Below are 16,169 nucleotides of genomic sequence, written 5' to 3'. Positions count from 1 at the left end.
TTCACCAGCTCATCCATTCAGCAGTTCACAGCAGAAGGTTTACCTCCCCCGCGGGCAGAGCCGCCCCAGGCGACGCCCGGTACCTCCCTCTAAGTCCAGGAGCGATCCATGCGAACCCAGAGCCGACGGAGGCCGCCGCGAGCCACACTCGCCGCGGTCGCCGCAGGGACGCTACTCGCCCCGCTGCTCTCCGGCTGCTGGGTCGGAGCAGGCGGGGCCGGATCAGGCGGTGACGCCATCAACGTCCTGATGGTCAACAACCCCCAGATGGTGGAGCTGCAGAAGCTCACCGCCGCGCACTTCACCAAGGACACCGGCATCAAGGTGAACTTCACGGTGCTGCCGGAGAACGACGTCCGCGACAAGATCAGCCAGGACTTCGCCAACCAGGCCGGCCAGTACGACGTCGCCACCCTGTCCAACTACGAGATCCCGATCTACGCCCGCAACGGCTGGCTCAAGGAGATGGACTCCTACGTCGACGAGGACCCCGACTACGACCAGCAGGACGTCCTCGAGCCGATGCGCCAGTCCCTCACCGGGGACGACGACAAGCTCTACGGCCAGCCCTTCTACGGCGAGTCCTCGTTCCTGATGTACCGCAAGGACCTCCTCGAGCAGGAGGGCCTGACGATGCCCGCCAACCCCACCTGGCAGGAGGTGGGCGAGATCGCGGCGAAGCTCGACGGGGCCGAGCCCGGCATGAAGGGCATCTGCCTGCGCGGTCTGCCCGGCTGGGGCGAGGTCATGGCACCGCTGACGACCGTGGTGAACACCTTCGGCGGCACCTGGTTCGACGAGGACTGGAACGCCCGCCTGGACTCCCCGGAGTGGCAGGAGGCGGTGAAGTTCTACGTCGGCCTGGTGCGCGAGCACGGCCAGGCCGGCGCCGCCCAGTCCGGCTTCGCCGAGTGCCTGAACAACACCACCCAGGGCAAGACCGCGATGTGGTACGACGCCACCTCCGCGGCGGGCTCCCTGGAGTCCGCCAACTCCCCCGTCAAGGGCAAGATGGGCTACGTCCCCGCCCCCGTGGAGAAGACGGAGTCGGCCGGCTGGCTCTACACCTGGGCCTGGGGCATCCAGAACGCCTCCCGGAACCCGGACAACGCCTGGAAGTTCGTCTCGTGGGCCTCCAGCAAGGAGTACGAGCAGCTGGTCGGCGACGAGATCGGCTGGTCCAACATCCCGGCCGGCAAGCGCGCCTCCACCTACGAGAACCCGGACTACCGCGCGGAGGCCGGTGCCTTCCAGGAGATGACCAGGAAGGCCATCGAGCAGGCCCGTCCGGACGACCCGGGGGTGCAGCCGCGCCCGGCGCCCGGCATCCAGTTCGTCGGCATCCCCGAGTTCACGGATCTCGGCACCCAGGTCTCCCAGGAGATCAGCGCGGCCATCGCCGGACGCCAGTCCGTCGAGTCGGCCCTGAAGAAGTCCCAGCAGCTCGCCGAAGAGATCTCAGAGGAGTACGAGGGCCGATGACCGCCACGACAACGGCCCCCGTGGCCGCCCCCGACCTCCGCCCCGGCGGCGGACGGCGCTCCGCCCGACTGCGCGGCTGGGCCACCAGGGCCCCGCTGCTGCCCGCCCTGATCTTCATGATCGCGGTGACCCAGCTGCCCTTCGTGGCGACGCTGGTGATCTCCTTCTTCGACTGGAACTCCCTCTACCCCGACGCCCGGGAGTTCGCCGGCTTCGCGAACTACGGGGAGGTCCTCGGCGATTCCGACCTGCGCCAGTCGGTGTGGACGACGATCCTGCTGACGGTGGCGGTCGTCCTCGCCAGCCTGGTCCTCGGACTGCTCCTCGCCCTGCTGCTCGACCGGAAGTTCCGCGGCCGGGGCATCGTCCGCACCCTGCTCATCGCCCCGTTCCTGGTGGTGCCGGTGGCGGCGGCCCTGCTGTGGAAGCACGTCCTCTACAACCCCGAGTACGGCCTGTTCAACGGCCTGCTGCACTACGTCGGCGGCCCGCAGCCCGACTGGATCTCCGACATGCCGCTGCTCGCGGTGGAGGCCGCGCTGGTGTGGCAGTGGACGCCGTTCATGATGCTGATCCTGCTCGCGGGCCTGCAGAGCCGGGACCAGGAGCAGATCGAGGCGGCCCGGGTGGACGGAGCCGGCGACTGGCAGATCTTCCGCCATCTGACCCTGCCCCACCTGCGCCGCTACCTCGAACTGGGCGCCCTGCTCGGGTCGATCTACATCGTGCAGAACTTCGACGCGGTCTTCACGATCACGTCCGGTGGCCTGGGCACCGCCAACCTCCCGTACACCGTGTACCAGACCTTCTACCAGGCCCACGAGAACGGTCTGGCCTCGGCCGCCGGTGTCCTGGTGGTCATCGGCTCGATCATCATCGCGACCTTCGCCCTGCGCGTCGTGTCGTCCCTGTTCCGCGAGGAGGCGTCCCGCGCATGAGCACCATCGCTGCACCCGAACGCGGCCGGCCGCGGACCCGGCTCCGCAAGGGAGCGGGACTCGGCCTGCTGGCCTGGCTGACCGGCATCGTCTTCTTCCTGCCGATCGCCTGGATGGCGCTGACGTCCTTCCACTCCGAGGAGGACGCGGCCACCAACCCGCCGTCGTTCACCGCCGCCCTCACCCTGGACGGATACCGGGAGTTCTTCGGCGCGGACGGCGGCGCGAGCCCCTGGCCGTCGCTGATCAACTCGACGGTGGCGTCCGTGGCCTCGATGATCCTGGTCCTGCTGCTCGCGCTCCCGGCGGCATACGCCCTGTCCATCCGGCCGGTGAAGCGGTGGACGGACGTCCTGTTCTTCTTCCTCTCCACCAAGATGCTGCCGGTCGTGGCGGGCCTCCTGCCGATCTACCTGTTCGCCAAGAACGCCGGGATGCTCGACAACATCTGGCTGCTCGTCCTGCTCTACACCTCCATGAACCTGCCGATCGCCGTGTGGATGATGCACTCGTTCCTCTCGGAGATACCGGTCGCGGTGATCGAGGCCGCCCAGATCGACGGCGCCCGGCTGCCGACGGTGCTGACCCGCATCATCGCCCCGATGGCGCTGCCCGGCATCGCGGCGACGGCCCTGATCTGCTTCATCTTCAGCTGGAACGAACTGCTGTTCGCCCGGGTCCTGACGGGTGTGGTCGCCGAGACCGCCCCCGTCTTCCTGACCGGCTTCATCACCAGCCAGGGCCTGTTCCTGGCCAAGGTGTGCGCCGCGTCGCTCGTCATCTCCCTGCCGGTGCTCGCCGCGGGATTCGCCGCCCAGGACAAACTCGTCCAGGGCCTGTCGTTGGGAGCCGTGAAATGAAGGCCGCCGTCATCGAGTCCGCGGGCAAGGCCGTCGTCGCCGAGGTCCCGGACCCGACGCCAGGGCCCCGCGAGGTGGTCGTCGAGGTCGCGGCCTGCGGACTGTGCGGCACGGACCTGCACATCCTGCAGGGCGAGTTCGCTCCCACACTGCCGATCGTGCCGGGACACGAGTTCGCCGGCGAGGTGGTCGGCGTCGGCTCCCAGGTCACCGAGGTGTCGCTCGGCGACCAGGTCGCCGTGGACCCCTCCCTGTACTGCTACGAGTGCCGCTACTGCCGTACCGGCCACAACAACCTGTGCGAGCGCTGGGCGGCGATCGGTGTCACCACGGCGGGCGGGGCGGCCCAGTACGCGGTGGCCCCGGTGGCCAACTGCGTCAGGCTGCCCGAGCACGTCCGCACCCAGGACGCGGCCCTGATCGAGCCGCTCTCCTGCGCGGTGCGCGGCTACGACGTCCTGCAGTCCCGCCTCGGCGCGCACGTCCTCATCTACGGCTCCGGGACCATGGGACTGATGATGCTGGAGCTGGCCAAGCGGACCGGCGCGGCGAGCGTGGACATGGTGGACCTGAACCCGGCCCGTCTGGAGACCGCCCGGCGGCTGGGCGTCTCCGCCTCGGCGGCGAACCCGGACGAACTGGACCGCCCCCAGGGCTGGGACCTCGTCATCGACGCCACGGGCAACGCGGCGGCGATCCAGGACGGCCTGGACCGCGTGTCCAAGGCGGGCACCTTCCTGCAGTTCGGCGTCGCGGACTACGCGACCCGCGTGACGATCGACCCGTACCGCATCTACAACCAGGAGATCACGATCACGGGGTCGATGGCGGTGCTGCACAGCTACGAGCGGGCCGCGGAACTCTTCGCGACGGGCGTCCTGGACCCGGACGTCTTCATCAGCGACCGCCTGCCGCTGGACCAGTACCCGCAGGCGCTGGAGCAGTTCGCGGCGGGGGTCGGCAGGAAGATCGTGGTGGTGCCGTAGGGAGAACGGGTCCGGGGCTCCGCCCCGGACCCGGCAAAGGGCAGGAACGGTGAGGGCGGAAAACCCCTGGGACGCCCCGCCCTCACCGCCGTACCATCCCCACATGCCCCGACCCCACGGCTTCGCCTACCGGGCGCACACCAACGGCAGCGTGCGCATCACCCACCACGACCGCCCCGCGACCGCCCTGAACGGCGACCGGGCCGCCCGTTTCCTCGGGGAGGTCACCGCCGGCGGCGACCCCCAGCTCGTCATGGCCCGCTGGACCGGCGCCTGCAAGCACGGCAACGAACGCACCGCCCGCGACCACCCCCGCAACCGGCGCTGACCGGGCCGCCACACGGCCGGAAACCGACTGCGCCGAACGGGTCACAGGTAAGGGAACGGTAAAACCCCCTCGCTCGTTCACCCGGCATGACAGCTATGACCCCTGGCTCGAACATCCCTCTCCCCACCGCCCGCGTGACGGTGGACGTCGCCGCCCCGGTGCGGCTCGACGTATCGGGCCTGCTGCTCACCGCCGACGGCAAGGTGCGCTCCGACGACGACTTCATCTTCTACAACCAGCCCGCGGGCCCCGGCGTGACCTACCGCTCCGGTGGCGGCGGCGCTCCGGACGCCATCACGATCGACACCGCGGCCGTTCCGCCCGGCATCGAGAAGATCGTCGTCACCGCGAGCCCCGACGCCCAGGGCCAGACGTTCCGGGGCATCGAACCGACGGCCACCCTCCGGGGCGCGGACGACAACGCGGTCCTGGCCACCTTCACTCCCCCGCGCCTCGGCGACGAGACCGCCCTGGTGATCGTCGAGGTCTATCTGCGCAACGGCGTCTGGAAGGCCCGTGCGGTCGGCCAGGGCTACTCCAACGGCCTGGCCGGCATCGCGACCGACTTCGGCGTCACGGTCGAGGAACCGGCCGCGCCCGCCCGGCCCGCCGCTCCGGCCCAGCCGGCCACTCCTCCGGCGCCGGCGCCCCCGGCCCCGCCGACGGCCGCCCCGCAGGCTCCGCCCGCCCCCGCCGCGCCCCCGGCGCCCCCCGCCCCCGCGCCGGGCACCGGGAAGATCAACCTGGACAAGGGCCGGGTCAGCCTCCAGAAGAACCAGACCGTCTCCCTGATGAAGGGCGGCCGGCCGCTGCTCTCGCAGGTCCGGATGGGCCTCGGCTGGGAGCCCGCGTACCGGGGCAAGGACATCGACCTCGACGCCTCGGTCATCGCGTACGGCCCGCAGCGCAACCACATCGACAGCTGCTACTTCGGCAAGCTGCAGATCGTGAACGGCGCGATCCGGCACTCCGGCGACAACCTCACGGGCGAGGGCGGCGGGGACGACGAGACGATCACGGTCGACCTCGGCCGGCTCCCCCAGGACGTCTCCGGGCTGGTCTTCACGGTCAACTCGTTCTCCGGCCAGAAGTTCACCGAGGTCGCCAAGGCGTACTGCCGCCTCCTGGACGCCGCCACCGGCGAGGAACTGGTGCGCTTCGACCTCACCGCCGCCGAGCCGCAGACGGGCGTCATGATGGCGAAGCTGATCCGCCAGTTCTCCGGCGAGTGGGAGATGACCGCGATGGGCGACTTCGTGAAGTCCCGCACGGTCAGGGGCATGGTCAAGCCGGCCGCCCAGGCGCTGTAAAGCGTTCCCCGGTCCGGGTGCGCCCGAGGACGAGGGCGCACCCGGACCCGCCTGCTGCGGCTGCCGTGCCCGCTACGGCTGCCGCGGCCGCAAGCCCTCCGTCAGCAGCCCCAGGTACCGACGGATGTGCTTCCCCTCCCCGTCGGCCAGTTCGGAGGCCGTGGCGACCCCGTGTGCCAGGCGCAGCACGTCGACCGGCTCGATGTCCCGGCGCAGGGTCCCCGCCGCCTGGGCCGCGCCGACCAGCCGCGCCACCGCGCCCTTCAAGGGCTCGCAGCAGTCGGTGGTGCCGCCGGCCGGACCGCCGTCGTCGCCGCCCCCGTCTCCGTCTCCGTCGCCACCGACGGCGGGGCCCAGCAGGGCCCGCAGACCTCGGATCCGGATCATCCCGGTGCCGAGTTCGTACAGCCACTCGGTCAGCGCCTCACCGGGCGGCAGCCGTTCGGCGAGTTCGCCGGCGCGCCCGGCGATCGCGTCGATGCGGTCGGCGTAGGCGGCCTCCAGCAGGGCCCGGCGGGTGGGGAAGTGCCGGTAGAGCGTGCCGGAGCCGACCCCTGCCCGCTTGGCTATGTCGTCGAGCGAGGCACCCTCGCCGTACGTGGCGAACGCCTCGACGGCCACTTCCAGCAGCCGCGCGTGATTGCGTCTGGCGTCCGCCCGCATGGCCCTGGCCCGCACCATCAGCCCTCAGCCCTTCCCCCGACCCGGCAACCCTCTCCGTACCCTACCGAGGGCCCGGGGCGGTCAGAACAGCGCGCTGTACGCGGTCGGTGCCGGCCGGCCGCCGAGGTCGGCGGAGAGGACGGTGGAGCCGCGGCCGGTCCCGGGTCGCGAGCTCCCCGGCGAACCCTGCCCCCGACGCAGGAGCAGATCCCCCCTCGGGCATCTCGTCCGTAAGGAATCGGTCCCGGCCGGGACCGGTACCTCCTCGGAGGGGCCGCGGAACATCGTCACGAACAGTCCGGGATGCTCCTGCGCGCACCGCACGTACGCCCCGCCCAGCCGCGGCAGCCGCTCCCCCGGACCACTGGCGCCGGCCGCCACCTGTCCGAGGTGCTGGCACAGCGTCGCGCAGCCGTCCGCCGCCACGGCCTCCAGCAGCTCGTCCCGGCCGTCGAAGTGGCGGTACGGCGCGGGAAGCACTCACACCGACCCGGCGCGCCACCTCGTTGAGGCTGGACTGCTCGTGCCCCCGCTCGGCCAGGATGTCCCTGGCGCCGTCGACCAGCGTCTGCCGAAGCGCTCCGTGGTGACAGCTCGTGCGCACCACCTGCTTGGATTCCCTCCGTCCACGCTGGCAACGGGCGTCGCCGACGCGAGTCCGGGCAGAGCCGGGCACCGTCCCGGCCCCGGGGAGAAGGGCAGGGACGACCGCGGGCCGGACCGGCGGAATGGTGCCGTGCCGTGGGGTCAGCCGCGCTTCTGGCGCTTCCAGGGGCCCGTGATGGCGAGCATGATGCCCGGTTCCTGGATGTTGGCGTACAGGGTCTTCCCGTCGGGCGAGAAGGTGACGCCGGTGAACTCGCTGAACTCCGGTTCCTGTTCGGTTCCGATGTTCAGGTCGTTGCGGGCGATGGGGTAGGTGCGTCCGCTGTCGGTGGCGCCGAACAGGTGCTGCACGCCGTCACCGTCCTCGGCGATGACCAGGCCGCCGTACGGGGAGACGGTGATGTTGTCGGGTCCGTCGAAGGCACCGTCCCGGGAAGGGTCCGGGTTCACGCCGAGCAGGACCTTGAGGGTCACGGTGCGGCGCCGCGGGTCGTAGAACCAGACCTGCCCGTCGTGCCGGCCGGGGCTCTCCTCACGGGCGTACGAGGAGACGAAGTACGCCCCGCCGTCGCCCCACCACATGCCCTCCAGCTTGCGGCCGCGGGTGATCTCTCCGTCCCCGAACTGCTCGCGCACGGAGAGGGTCCGCGCGTCGCGGTCGGGCACGTCCACCCAGTCGACGCCGTACACCGTGCCGGTCCGGGTGGCGCGGGAGAAGTCGTCGACGAACCGGCCGCCGGAGTCGTAGCACTTGGGCGCCTGGAGGACGCCCGCGTCGTCCGCGAGGGTGCGGAACCTGCCGGGACCGTGGCGGAAGTCCTTCGGCGGGGTCCAGCGGAAGAACAGGCCGTTGGGCTCGTCGGCGTCCTCGGTGAGGTAGACGTGGCCGCGCTTGGGGTCGATGACGACGGCCTCGTGGTCGTACCGGCCGAAGAACTTCAGGGGCTTGGGGTCGCGGTTGGCGCGCCGGTCGGCGGGGTCGACCTCGAAGACGTAGCCGTGGTCCTTGGTCATGCCGTTCTCGCCGGCCCGGTCGGAGTTCTCCTCGCAGGTGAGCCAGGTGCCCCAGGGGGTGCTGCCGCCCGCGCAGTTGTTGGCGGTGCCGGCGATGCCGACCCACTCGGCGACGCTGCCGTCGGGGCGCACCTCGACGACCGTGCAGCCGCCGGGAGCGCCCGGGTCGTAGACGAGGCCCTCGGCGAGGGGGACCGGGTGCTCCGCCTCGTCGCGCGGGCCGTCGATCTCGTGGTTGTTGACCAGCAGGGTGGTGCCGCGGGGGCCGTCGAAGGCGGCGGTGCCGTCGTGGTCGGAGGGGGTGTACTCGCCGGACTCCAGCCGGGTCTTCCCGGTGTGCGTGAGGGTGCGGTAGGTGAAGCCGGCCGGCAGGGCGAGGATGCCGGCCGGGTCCGGGACCAGGGGGCCGTAGCCGACCGTGGGGTGGGGCGGCCGGGCCGCCTCCCGCTCCTCACCTGCGCTCTCGGTGTCGTGGGACGCGAGGGCGCCCGGGGCGGAGGCGAGGGCGCCTACGCTGCCCACCAGTGCGACACCGCCACCGGCGACCGCGGATGTCCTGGCGAAGTCCCTGCGGGTGAGCGACATGAAGCCTCCTGTGACGGTGGATTGCCGTGAGGGGGTGACGGGCCGGGCCTCGTTCGCCGTCACGCTTCCGCCCCTGCCTGAACGCCGGTTGAACTCCGCGGAGCCCTCCGGCGGCCGCTTCGGTGAACCGCGCGCGGCCACATCGGCGCACACGCGCGCGAACACGCCGGTGAGCCGCACGCGACCGCTTCGGTGGGCCGCGCACGACTGCCCGCTCTACCGGCTCTGCCCGCGCCCGTCCTGCCCGCCGACCGGTGTGCGGCACCCGCCCGTCCGGTCAGCTCCCCGTGCCGCGCGCGGCCACGTCGGCGCACACGCGCGCGAACACGCCGGTGAGCCGCACGCGACCGCTTCGGTGGGCCGCGCACGACTGCCCGCTCTACCGGCTCTGCCCGCGCCCGTCCTGCCCGCCGACCGGTGTGCGGCACCCGCCCGTCCGGTCAGCTCCCCTGCTGCGAGCGCGCCTTGAAGGCGGCCTTGCGTGCGGCCTTGGCGATCGCCTTGTCCGGGTGCAGCCGTCCCATCGCCTCCAGCACGTCCGCCGTGGCCGGGTGCTCCACCCGCCAGGCAGTGGCGAAGAAGCCGCTGTGCTGGCGGGCCAGGCCCTCCACCAGGGCCTGCAGTTCCTCGGAGTTGCCCTCGGCCGAGAGCTGTGCGGCCACCGTGTCGATGGTCAGCCAGAAGACCATGGCCTCGGAGGGCGGCGGTACGTCCGTCGCCCCGTGCTCGGTCAGCCACACCCGGGCCAGCCCGCCGAGTTCCGCGTCGTCGAGCACCTCGCGCAGGGCGGGCTCCGCCGAGAGGCCGACCAGCGACAGCGCCTGCTGGCACTGCAGCCGCCGCAGCGGCGCGTTCCCGTCGGTGCCGCGCGCGGCGGCCAGCAGCTCCCGGGCCGCGGCGAGGGGTTCGCGGCGGGCGAGCCACTGCTCGGTCTCCGCGTGGGCCGCCGCCGCCGGGAACACGGAGGTGCCGTCGAGCAGCGCGTCGGCGCCCTTGTCCGTGAGGTCCCCGACCGCCGGGGCGTCGAACCCGGCCTCCAGCAGGCGGGCGCGCAGCCCGTACAGGCCGAGCGGGGTAAGCCGCACCACGCCGTAGCGGGTGACGTCGGTGTCGTCCTGGGGCGGCGCGGGTTCCTCGTCGCCCTCGGCCAGCAGCGCCTCGTCGACCGGCTGGTACTCCACGAGTCCGGCCGGTTCCAGCAGGCGGAACTGGTCGTCCAGCCGCATCATCGCGTCGGAGACCTGCTGGAGCATGTCGTTGGTGGGCTCCGGCACGTCGTCGGGGACGATCACGGAGGCGGCCAGCGCGGGCAGCGGCACCGGCGGGCCGACGGGTTCCGCCTCGCCGGCGGTCAGGAGATACAGGTTGCCGAGGACCTCGTCGAGGAACTCCGCCTCGGCGTCCGGGTCCCAGTCGACCGAGGAGAGGTCGAGTTCGCCGGAGTCGTCCCCGGCGGCGAGGGCGTCGACGAGCCCGTCCAGGTCGGGCACGCTCGCGTCGGCGAGCACCGTCTCCAGAGCGGCGAGCCACACGGTGAGGACGTCCTGCGGCGAGCCTCCGGTGAGCAGTGCCAGGTCGGCACCCGCGGTGACGGTGCCCTCCTCCTCGTCGACGACGTCGACGAGCCCGGCGTCCACCGCGACGCGCCATGCGGCACTGGCGTCGGCGGTGGCGTCCTCGCCGGTCAGCCCGAGCGCCTCGGCCGCCGCGAGCAGCTGCTCGTCGACGAGTCCGGCGCCGGCGTCGACCCGTGTTCCGGGCCCGGCCCAGCGGGCGAGCCGGGCGGCCCGGGACAGCAACGGCGTGGACAGTGCTTCGCGCGCCAGCTCCGCTTCGGGGTGCAGCCGCGCCGGCGGCATGGAGCTGTCTGACATCGGCTGTTCTCCTCCGGAAAGACCCAGGCCCTGACCTCGGCGCCTTCTACGACTCAGCCGCTCAGCCTAGACGGATCTCCACCCGATCCGCCCGCTTCACCGCTGCCCCCGCCTCCGTACATGGCCGAAACCTTGACAAGTGGCCCGGCCAGGCTGGAGATTGACGCGCGTAGAAGTCGGCGGACAGTTGTTCACCGGAGCGGAATCCCCCCACGGACGTCTTCCGCGGAGGCATCCTGGGGGTACCCGCAGGGCTCGCGGGACCGCACCCTCTACGCGCGTCACACCTGTCCGGCCCGCCCCACACGTCCCCTCGGTCCTCTCAGCCCCATCGGCCCCACCGGCCCCACCGCTCCCGCCGTCCCAGCACGTCGCACGTTCTTCCACCCTCGTCCCGGCACCCATCACGTTCCCGGAGGGAATCCGTTGCCGAGCAAGTCGTCCGCGCGTCTCGCCGCGCTCACCGTCGCCGCCGTGTGCGCGGCGTCCACGATCGTCCTCACCTCGCCCGCGCACGCGGAGTCCGTACGCATCCACGACATCCAGGGCAACACCCGGATGTCTCCTTACGTCGGACAGCAGGTCACCGATGTGGCCGGAATCGTCACCGGCGTCCGCACCTACGGATCGTCCCGCGGATTCTGGATCCAGGATCCGGCTCCGGACGCCGATCCGGCCACCAGTGAGGGCGTCTTCGTCCACACGGGTTCGACCCCCCGGGGGATCGCCGTCGGCGATGCCGTCACGGTCTCCGGCACGGTCACGGAGTACGTCCCCGGCGGCACGTCCTCCGGCAACCAGGCGCTGACGGAGATCACCCGCGCCACGTTCACCGTCGTCTCCGGCGGCAACCCGGTCCCGGCCGCCACCAGGATCGACGCCGGGTCCGTCCCCGCCGCCTACACCCCGGCCGGGGACAGCGCGGCGAACGGCTCGGTCAACGCCCTGCCGCTGCGTCCGGGCCGCTACGCCCTGGACTTCTACGAGTCCCTCGAGGGCATGAACGTCCAGGTCTCCGACACCCGCGTGGTCGGTGCCACCGACCCGTACACCGAGCTCTGGGTCACGGTGAAGCCGTGGGAGAACCGCAACCACCGCGGCGGCACGGTCTACGGCTCCTACGGAGACCAGAACACCGGGCGTCTGCAGATCCAGTCCCTGGGCCGGGCCGCGGACTTCCCCGACGCCGACGTCGGCGACACCCTCGCCGGCACCACCACGGGGCCGCTGGACTTCAACCAGTACGGCGGCTACACGCTGGTGGCCGGCGAACTCGGCACGCTCGAGAGCGGGAACCTGCGGCGCGAGTCGACCCGCGCGCAGCGCTCCGGCGAGCTGGCGGTCGCCACGTACAACGTGGAGAACCTCGACCCGTACGACGGCACGTTCGCCGCGCACGCCGAGGCGATCGTGGGCAACCTGAAGTCGCCCGACATCGTGTCCCTGGAGGAGATCCAGGACAACAACGGCGCCACCGACGACGGCACGGTCGCCGCCGACCTGACGGTGACGAAGCTGACCGACGCGATCGAGGCGGCGGGCGGCCCGCGCTACGACTGGCGCGGGATCGACCCGGCCGACAGGACCGACGGCGGCCAGCCGGGCGGCAACATCCGTCAGGTGTTCCTCTTCAATCCGGAGCGGGTCTCCTTCACCGACCGCGCGGGCGGCGACGCCACGACGGACACCGGCGTCACCAAGGTGCGCGGCAGGGCGGCCCTGACGGTCTCCCCCGGCCGCGTCGCCCCGCGGTCCGAGGCGTTCGAGGACAGCCGCAAGCCCCTGGCCGGCGAGTTCGTCTTCCGCGGCCGCACCGTCGTCGTGGTCGCCAACCACTTCGCCTCCAAGGGCGGCGACCAGGCCCTGACGTCGCAGTACCAGCCGCCGTCGCGCGGTTCGGAGACGCAGCGCCACCTCCAGGCGAAGGAGGTCCACGACTTCACCGCGGAGATCCTCGCCGTCCAGAAGAACGCGGACGTCGTCGTCCTCGGCGACATCAACGACTTCGAGTTCTCCACGACGACGAAGATCCTCGAGGGCCGGGGCACTCTCTGGTCGGCGGTCAAGTCCCTGCCGAGGGGCGAGCGCTACTCGTACGTCCACCAGGGAAACAGCCAGGTTCTGGACCAGATCCTGATCAGCCCGTCGATCCGCCGCGGCGGGGCGTTCACGTACGACAGCGTGCACCTCAACAGCGAGTTCCACGACCAGATCAGCGACCACGACCCGCAGATCCTGCGCTTCCGCCCGTAGGACGTACACGCCTACCGCCGTACACCCGTACCGGCCGGGGGCCGGCCGGACGTCCCCGTCCGGCCGGCCCCCGGCCGTGCCCGCCCGACCCGGTCCGCCGTCAGTGCGCGCCGCGCCGCCGCAGCACCGCCGTCGCCGCCAGTCCGGCCACCGTCCCGCCGGCGACCATCGCCGGCCACGGCTTGCGCGTCCCGGCCAGCCGGACCTGCGTGGCGTTGCTCCGCAGCTGCACGGTCATCGCCCCGGCCCTGTCGCGCAGGTCCTCCACGCGGGCCATCGCGTTCCCCTTGACGTCCATCTTCCCGGCCAACTGCTCGACCGTGTCACCGAGTTCGTGCCGCGTCCGCTCGATCTCCCGCCGCAGCTCGTCCGGCCCCTTGGCCCCGCGGGCGGCACCCTGTTCGACCTCGACCTCGATGTGGGCCCCGGAACCGGAACCCACCGTCTTCGCAGGCGCGTTCACGCCGTTCACGTCCCGCGTCATCGGTGTGCCCTTCCCTTGATCTCCTCCACGTCGGCCTTCACGCTGTCCAGGGTCCGCTCCGGCGTCGCCGGGGTGGCCTTCCGCAGCTGCCCCCGACCGACCAGGGCCAGCACGCCGGCGATCACGAACAGCACGGCCGTGACGATCAGCGCCGCCGCCCACACCGGCAGGACGAGAGAGAGCGCGGCGCCCCCGGTGAAAGCCGCCGCGAGCAGGCCCGCGTAGGCGAAGGCACCCGCGCCGCCCAGCATGCCGCCGCCGATTCCGGCCCGGCGGCCCTTCTCGGCCAGCTCCACCTTGGCCAGGGCCACTTCCTGCCGTACCAGTCGGGAGACCTGCTCGGTGGCCTGTCCGACGAGTTCACCCACGCTGTGCTCGTCATGGCTGTGGCCATCACGCACGCGTGTGCCACCGCTGTACTCGCGGCTCTGCCGGTCACGGCTGTGTGCGTCGCGGGCCGGACGTTGCTCGATGGTTGCGGTCACGGCGTTCCGCCTCCTCTCGGTCGGGGCCGTCCGGGTACCCGGACGGCCCCGCTCTTATCCCGAGCCGCCACCGATTACCCATGCTTACCCAAAGCAGGTAGCAGATATAAGTGGGGCTACGCATTGAGCGCACCGGGACCACCCCCATGACCACCCCGTTCCCCTCCTCGCCCCCTCCGTGCCCCGTCCGTGCCCCGTCCCCCTTCGGCCGTGCCCGCTGCGCCGTGGTCACGCCCTCCACCCCCGCCGGCGCCCCGGGCCTGGACGGCGCCGCGCGCCTGGCCGGCCACCTGGTGAGCCGCGGCTGCGACGGCCTGGTCCCGTCCGGTACGACGGGAGAGTCCCCGACCACGACGGACGCCGGGAAGTCCGCCCTCGTCACAGCCGTGCGGGAGGCCGTGGGCGGCCGCGCCGCGATCGTCGCAGGAGTCGGCACCGCCGGCACCGCGCACACCGCCGGACTCGCCCGAGAGGCCGAGAAGGCGGGCGCGGACGGCCTCCCCGGCACGGTCACCACGAAGGCCCTCGGCCTGCCCGTCTCCCGGTCCGCCGGCCCCTGGGGCCGGCGGACCGGGAGACGGCCGACAGCCTCAGGCCGCCCCACGAGAACCTCACGGCGGGCTGACCGTCACCGCCCGCCGCGCGCTCCCCTCAGTCGAGGGCGTGGGCGAACATGCCCGGCTCGTACGCCCCTCCCTTCCGGTGGACGATCGCGGCGAGCCGGTTGGCCGCGTTGATCAGGGCGACCAGGACGACCAGGGCCGCGGTCCGGTCGTCGTCGTAGTGCTTGCGCACCCGGGCCCAGGTCTCGTCGGACACGCCGTGGTGGGCGTCGCCGAGCCGGGTGCCCTCCTCGGCGAGGGCCAGTGCGGCCTGCTCGGCCTCGGTGAACACGGTGGACTCGCGCCAGGCGGCCACCAGGTTGAGCCGGACCGCGCTCTCACCGGCGGCAGCGGCCTCCTTGGTGTGCAGGTCGACGCAGTGGCCGCAGCCGTTGATCTGGCTGGCGCGCAGCGACACCAGCTCCTGTGTGGACCGGGGCAGCGGCGACTGCTGGATCAGCAGGCCGGCACCGGCGAACCGTTTGGCGAACGTGAGGCCGAGCTCGTTGGCGAACAGGTCGAATCGGGCATCCATGGTGTCGTCCTCACTCGTGCTCACTCGTGCTCACTCGTGCTCACTCGTGGTGTCGTATCGGACGAACACGAGATGCCGGCCGCCGGCTTCGTGTGACAGAACCGTGCTGTGACACAAGCCATGACGGACAGGTGTCACAGGACCGCGGGGGCCGGTGTCCTGTGCGCACGACGTGGTCGGAAGCGAAGGAGCGTCAGGTGAAGAGCGAACGAAGCGAGCCCACGGCCGGGCGCCCCGCGGGCGGCGCGGGACCGGATGCCGCCACCGAGGCGTTCGTCGGCCACCGCAATCTCCTGTTCACGGTCGCCTACGAGATGCTGGGCTCGGCCGCCGACGCGGAGGACGTGCTGCAGGAGACCTGGCTGCGGTGGGCGGGGGTCGATCTCGGCACGGTGCGGGACCGGCGGGCGTACCTGGTCCGGATCACCACACGCCAGGCGCTGAACCGGCTGCGTACGCTCGGCCGCCGCAAGGAGTCCTACGTGGGCTCGTGGCTGCCCGAGCCGCTGCTCACCACGCCCGACGTGGCGGAGGACGTGGAACTGGCCGACAGCGTCTCGACGGCGATGATGCTGGTGCTGGAGACGCTCACGCCGACGGAGCGGGCGGTGTTCGTACTGCGCGAGGTGTTCGCCCTGGAGTACGACGAGATCGCGGGGGCCGTCGACCGGAAACCGGCGGCGGTCCGCCAGATCGCACACCGCGCACGCGCCCACGTGGCGGCCCGCCGGCCGCGCGAACACGTGTCGTCGGCGGACTCCCGGAAGGCGCTCGACGCGTTCCGCCGGGCGGTCGAGACGGGAGACCTCCGGGACCTGCTCGACATCCTGGCACCGGACGTCGTCCTGCTGGGCGACGGCGGCGGTGTCAGGCAGGCCGTCCTGCGGCCCGTCGTCGGTGCCGACAAGGTGGCCCGTCTGCTGGCCGCCGGCCTGGGCAGGATCCCCGCCGGTTCGTCGTTGCTGCCGGCCCAGGTCAACGGCCGCCCGGCACTGCTCCTGCGGGTCGACGGCGAACTCGACACCGTCCTGACGGTCCGCGTCGAGGGCGGCCTCGTCACCGGCCTCTACGCCGTACGCAACCCGGAGAAGCTCTCCCACATGCGCCGGGAGACGGCCCTGAGCCGCTGAGGCCCCGCTCCGAGGCCCTCATCAGCCACCGGCC

At 72.2% G+C, this 16,169-nt stretch carries 15 protein-coding genes and 1 pseudogene; 9 read left to right on the top strand and 7 right to left on the bottom strand.

Annotated features, from left to right (window positions below; translation table 11 throughout):
• Window positions 1-108 precede the first annotated feature (108 nt).
• From TU30_RS07855 to TU30_RS07830, 6 genes are all read left to right on the top strand, one after another.
• Window positions 109-1,482 (top strand): sugar ABC transporter substrate-binding protein, encoded by a 1,374-nt coding sequence (locus TU30_RS07855; protein WP_042166312.1) that lies wholly within the window; start codon window positions 109-111, stop codon window positions 1,480-1,482.
• Window positions 1,479-2,420 (top strand): carbohydrate ABC transporter permease, encoded by a 942-nt coding sequence (locus tag TU30_RS07850; RefSeq protein WP_042166310.1) that lies wholly within the window; start codon window positions 1,479-1,481, stop codon window positions 2,418-2,420. Before TU30_RS07855 ends, TU30_RS07850 begins: the two co-directional genes overlap by 4 nt.
• Entirely contained in the window at window positions 2,417-3,280 is an 864-nt protein-coding gene (locus TU30_RS07845) for a carbohydrate ABC transporter permease (protein ID WP_042166307.1), read from the top strand. The genes TU30_RS07850 and TU30_RS07845 overlap by 4 nt, the downstream gene beginning before the upstream one ends.
• The gene (locus tag TU30_RS07840) at window positions 3,277-4,266 is read left to right on the top strand and encodes a zinc-dependent alcohol dehydrogenase family protein (protein ID WP_042166305.1); all 990 of its coding nucleotides are present in this window, start codon (window positions 3,277-3,279) and stop codon (window positions 4,264-4,266) included. The genes TU30_RS07845 and TU30_RS07840 overlap by 4 nt, the downstream gene beginning before the upstream one ends.
• Before the next feature lie 103 nt (window positions 4,267-4,369).
• Window positions 4,370-4,594: a hypothetical protein gene (locus TU30_RS07835; protein ID WP_042166303.1), complete on the top strand. Its 225-nt coding sequence runs from the start codon at window positions 4,370-4,372 to the stop codon at window positions 4,592-4,594.
• A gap of 95 nt (window positions 4,595-4,689) precedes the next feature.
• Window positions 4,690-5,904: a TerD family protein gene (locus tag TU30_RS07830; protein ID WP_107068392.1), complete on the top strand. Its 1,215-nt coding sequence runs from the start codon at window positions 4,690-4,692 to the stop codon at window positions 5,902-5,904.
• Window positions 5,905-5,976: 72 nt separating this feature from the next.
• On the opposite strand, the gene TU30_RS07825 is transcribed toward TU30_RS07830, so the two are convergent.
• The 4 genes from TU30_RS07825 to TU30_RS07810 form a co-directional block, all read right to left on the bottom strand.
• Window positions 5,977-6,585 carry a TetR/AcrR family transcriptional regulator gene (locus TU30_RS07825; protein ID WP_042166298.1) on the bottom strand — a complete coding sequence of 203 codons (609 nt, stop codon included), beginning with the start codon at window positions 6,583-6,585 and terminating at the stop codon, window positions 5,977-5,979.
• A gap of 63 nt (window positions 6,586-6,648) precedes the next feature.
• Window positions 6,649-7,047 carry a TetR/AcrR family transcriptional regulator gene (locus TU30_RS32825; RefSeq protein WP_052479756.1) on the bottom strand — a complete coding sequence of 133 codons (399 nt, stop codon included), beginning with the start codon at window positions 7,045-7,047 and terminating at the stop codon, window positions 6,649-6,651.
• 267 nt (window positions 7,048-7,314) lie between these two features.
• Window positions 7,315-8,772, bottom strand: a complete 1,458-nt coding sequence (locus TU30_RS07815; protein WP_042166633.1) for an alkaline phosphatase PhoX — start codon at window positions 8,770-8,772, stop codon at window positions 7,315-7,317.
• A 440-nt stretch (window positions 8,773-9,212) separates the two neighbouring features.
• Entirely contained in the window at window positions 9,213-10,646 is a 1,434-nt protein-coding gene (locus TU30_RS07810) for a hypothetical protein (protein WP_042166296.1), read from the bottom strand.
• 426 nt (window positions 10,647-11,072) lie between these two features.
• Here TU30_RS07810 and TU30_RS07805 point away from each other — a divergent pair, with 426 nt between their 5' ends.
• On the top strand, window positions 11,073-12,899 hold the full coding sequence (locus tag TU30_RS07805; protein ID WP_042166293.1) for an endonuclease/exonuclease/phosphatase family protein: 1,827 nt from the start codon (window positions 11,073-11,075) through the stop codon (window positions 12,897-12,899).
• Window positions 12,900-12,999: 100 nt separating this feature from the next.
• Here the strand turns inward: TU30_RS07805 and TU30_RS07800 are convergent, their stop codons facing one another.
• On the bottom strand, window positions 13,000-13,383 hold the full coding sequence (locus tag TU30_RS07800) for a DUF3618 domain-containing protein (protein ID WP_042166290.1): 384 nt from the start codon (window positions 13,381-13,383) through the stop codon (window positions 13,000-13,002).
• The gene (locus TU30_RS07795; protein ID WP_107068391.1) at window positions 13,380-13,868 is read right to left on the bottom strand and encodes a phage holin family protein; all 489 of its coding nucleotides are present in this window, start codon (window positions 13,866-13,868) and stop codon (window positions 13,380-13,382) included. The genes TU30_RS07800 and TU30_RS07795 overlap by 4 nt, the downstream gene beginning before the upstream one ends.
• A gap of 146 nt (window positions 13,869-14,014) precedes the next feature.
• Here TU30_RS07795 and TU30_RS36970 point away from each other — a divergent pair.
• Window positions 14,015-14,368, top strand: a pseudogene (locus TU30_RS36970) (dihydrodipicolinate synthase family protein); the annotation flags it as partial.
• A gap of 151 nt (window positions 14,369-14,519) precedes the next feature.
• Here TU30_RS36970 and TU30_RS07790 read toward each other — a convergent pair.
• Entirely contained in the window at window positions 14,520-15,005 is a 486-nt protein-coding gene (locus TU30_RS07790) for a carboxymuconolactone decarboxylase family protein (protein WP_042166629.1), read from the bottom strand.
• Between the two features lie 197 nt (window positions 15,006-15,202).
• Between TU30_RS07790 and TU30_RS07785 the strand changes: the two genes are divergently transcribed.
• Window positions 15,203-16,135, top strand: coding sequence for an RNA polymerase sigma-70 factor (locus TU30_RS07785; RefSeq protein ID WP_042166289.1), 933 nt, complete (start codon window positions 15,203-15,205; stop codon window positions 16,133-16,135).
• The last annotated feature ends 34 nt before the right edge of the window (window positions 16,136-16,169 follow it).

Source organism: Streptomyces sp. NBRC 110035, from assembly GCF_000829695.1.
Lineage (GTDB): Bacteria > Actinomycetota > Actinomycetes > Streptomycetales > Streptomycetaceae > Streptomyces.
Note: the sequence above shows the minus strand (reverse complement) of the source record. Positions and strands in the feature narration are given on the sequence as shown.

Excerpts from the sequence above, each read along its gene's own strand:
- TU30_RS07855 (WP_042166312.1), top strand. The coding sequence starts at position 109 with ATGCGAACCCAGAGCCGACGGAGGCCGCCGCGAGCCACACTCGCCGCG.
- TU30_RS07850 (WP_042166310.1), top strand. The coding sequence starts at position 1,479 with ATGACCGCCACGACAACGGCCCCCGTGGCCGCCCCCGACCTCCGCCCC.
- TU30_RS07845 (WP_042166307.1), top strand. The coding sequence starts at position 2,417 with ATGAGCACCATCGCTGCACCCGAACGCGGCCGGCCGCGGACCCGGCTC.
- TU30_RS07840 (WP_042166305.1), top strand. The coding sequence starts at position 3,277 with ATGAAGGCCGCCGTCATCGAGTCCGCGGGCAAGGCCGTCGTCGCCGAG.
- TU30_RS07835 (WP_042166303.1), top strand. The coding sequence starts at position 4,370 with ATGCCCCGACCCCACGGCTTCGCCTACCGGGCGCACACCAACGGCAGC.
- TU30_RS07830 (WP_107068392.1), top strand. The coding sequence starts at position 4,690 with ATGACCCCTGGCTCGAACATCCCTCTCCCCACCGCCCGCGTGACGGTG.
- TU30_RS07825 (WP_042166298.1), bottom strand. The coding sequence starts at position 6,585 with ATGGTGCGGGCCAGGGCCATGCGGGCGGACGCCAGACGCAATCACGCG.
- TU30_RS07815 (WP_042166633.1), bottom strand. The coding sequence starts at position 8,772 with ATGTCGCTCACCCGCAGGGACTTCGCCAGGACATCCGCGGTCGCCGGT.
- TU30_RS07810 (WP_042166296.1), bottom strand. The coding sequence starts at position 10,646 with ATGTCAGACAGCTCCATGCCGCCGGCGCGGCTGCACCCCGAAGCGGAG.
- TU30_RS07800 (WP_042166290.1), bottom strand. The coding sequence starts at position 13,383 with ATGACGCGGGACGTGAACGGCGTGAACGCGCCTGCGAAGACGGTGGGT.
- TU30_RS07790 (WP_042166629.1), bottom strand. The coding sequence starts at position 15,005 with ATGGATGCCCGATTCGACCTGTTCGCCAACGAGCTCGGCCTCACGTTC.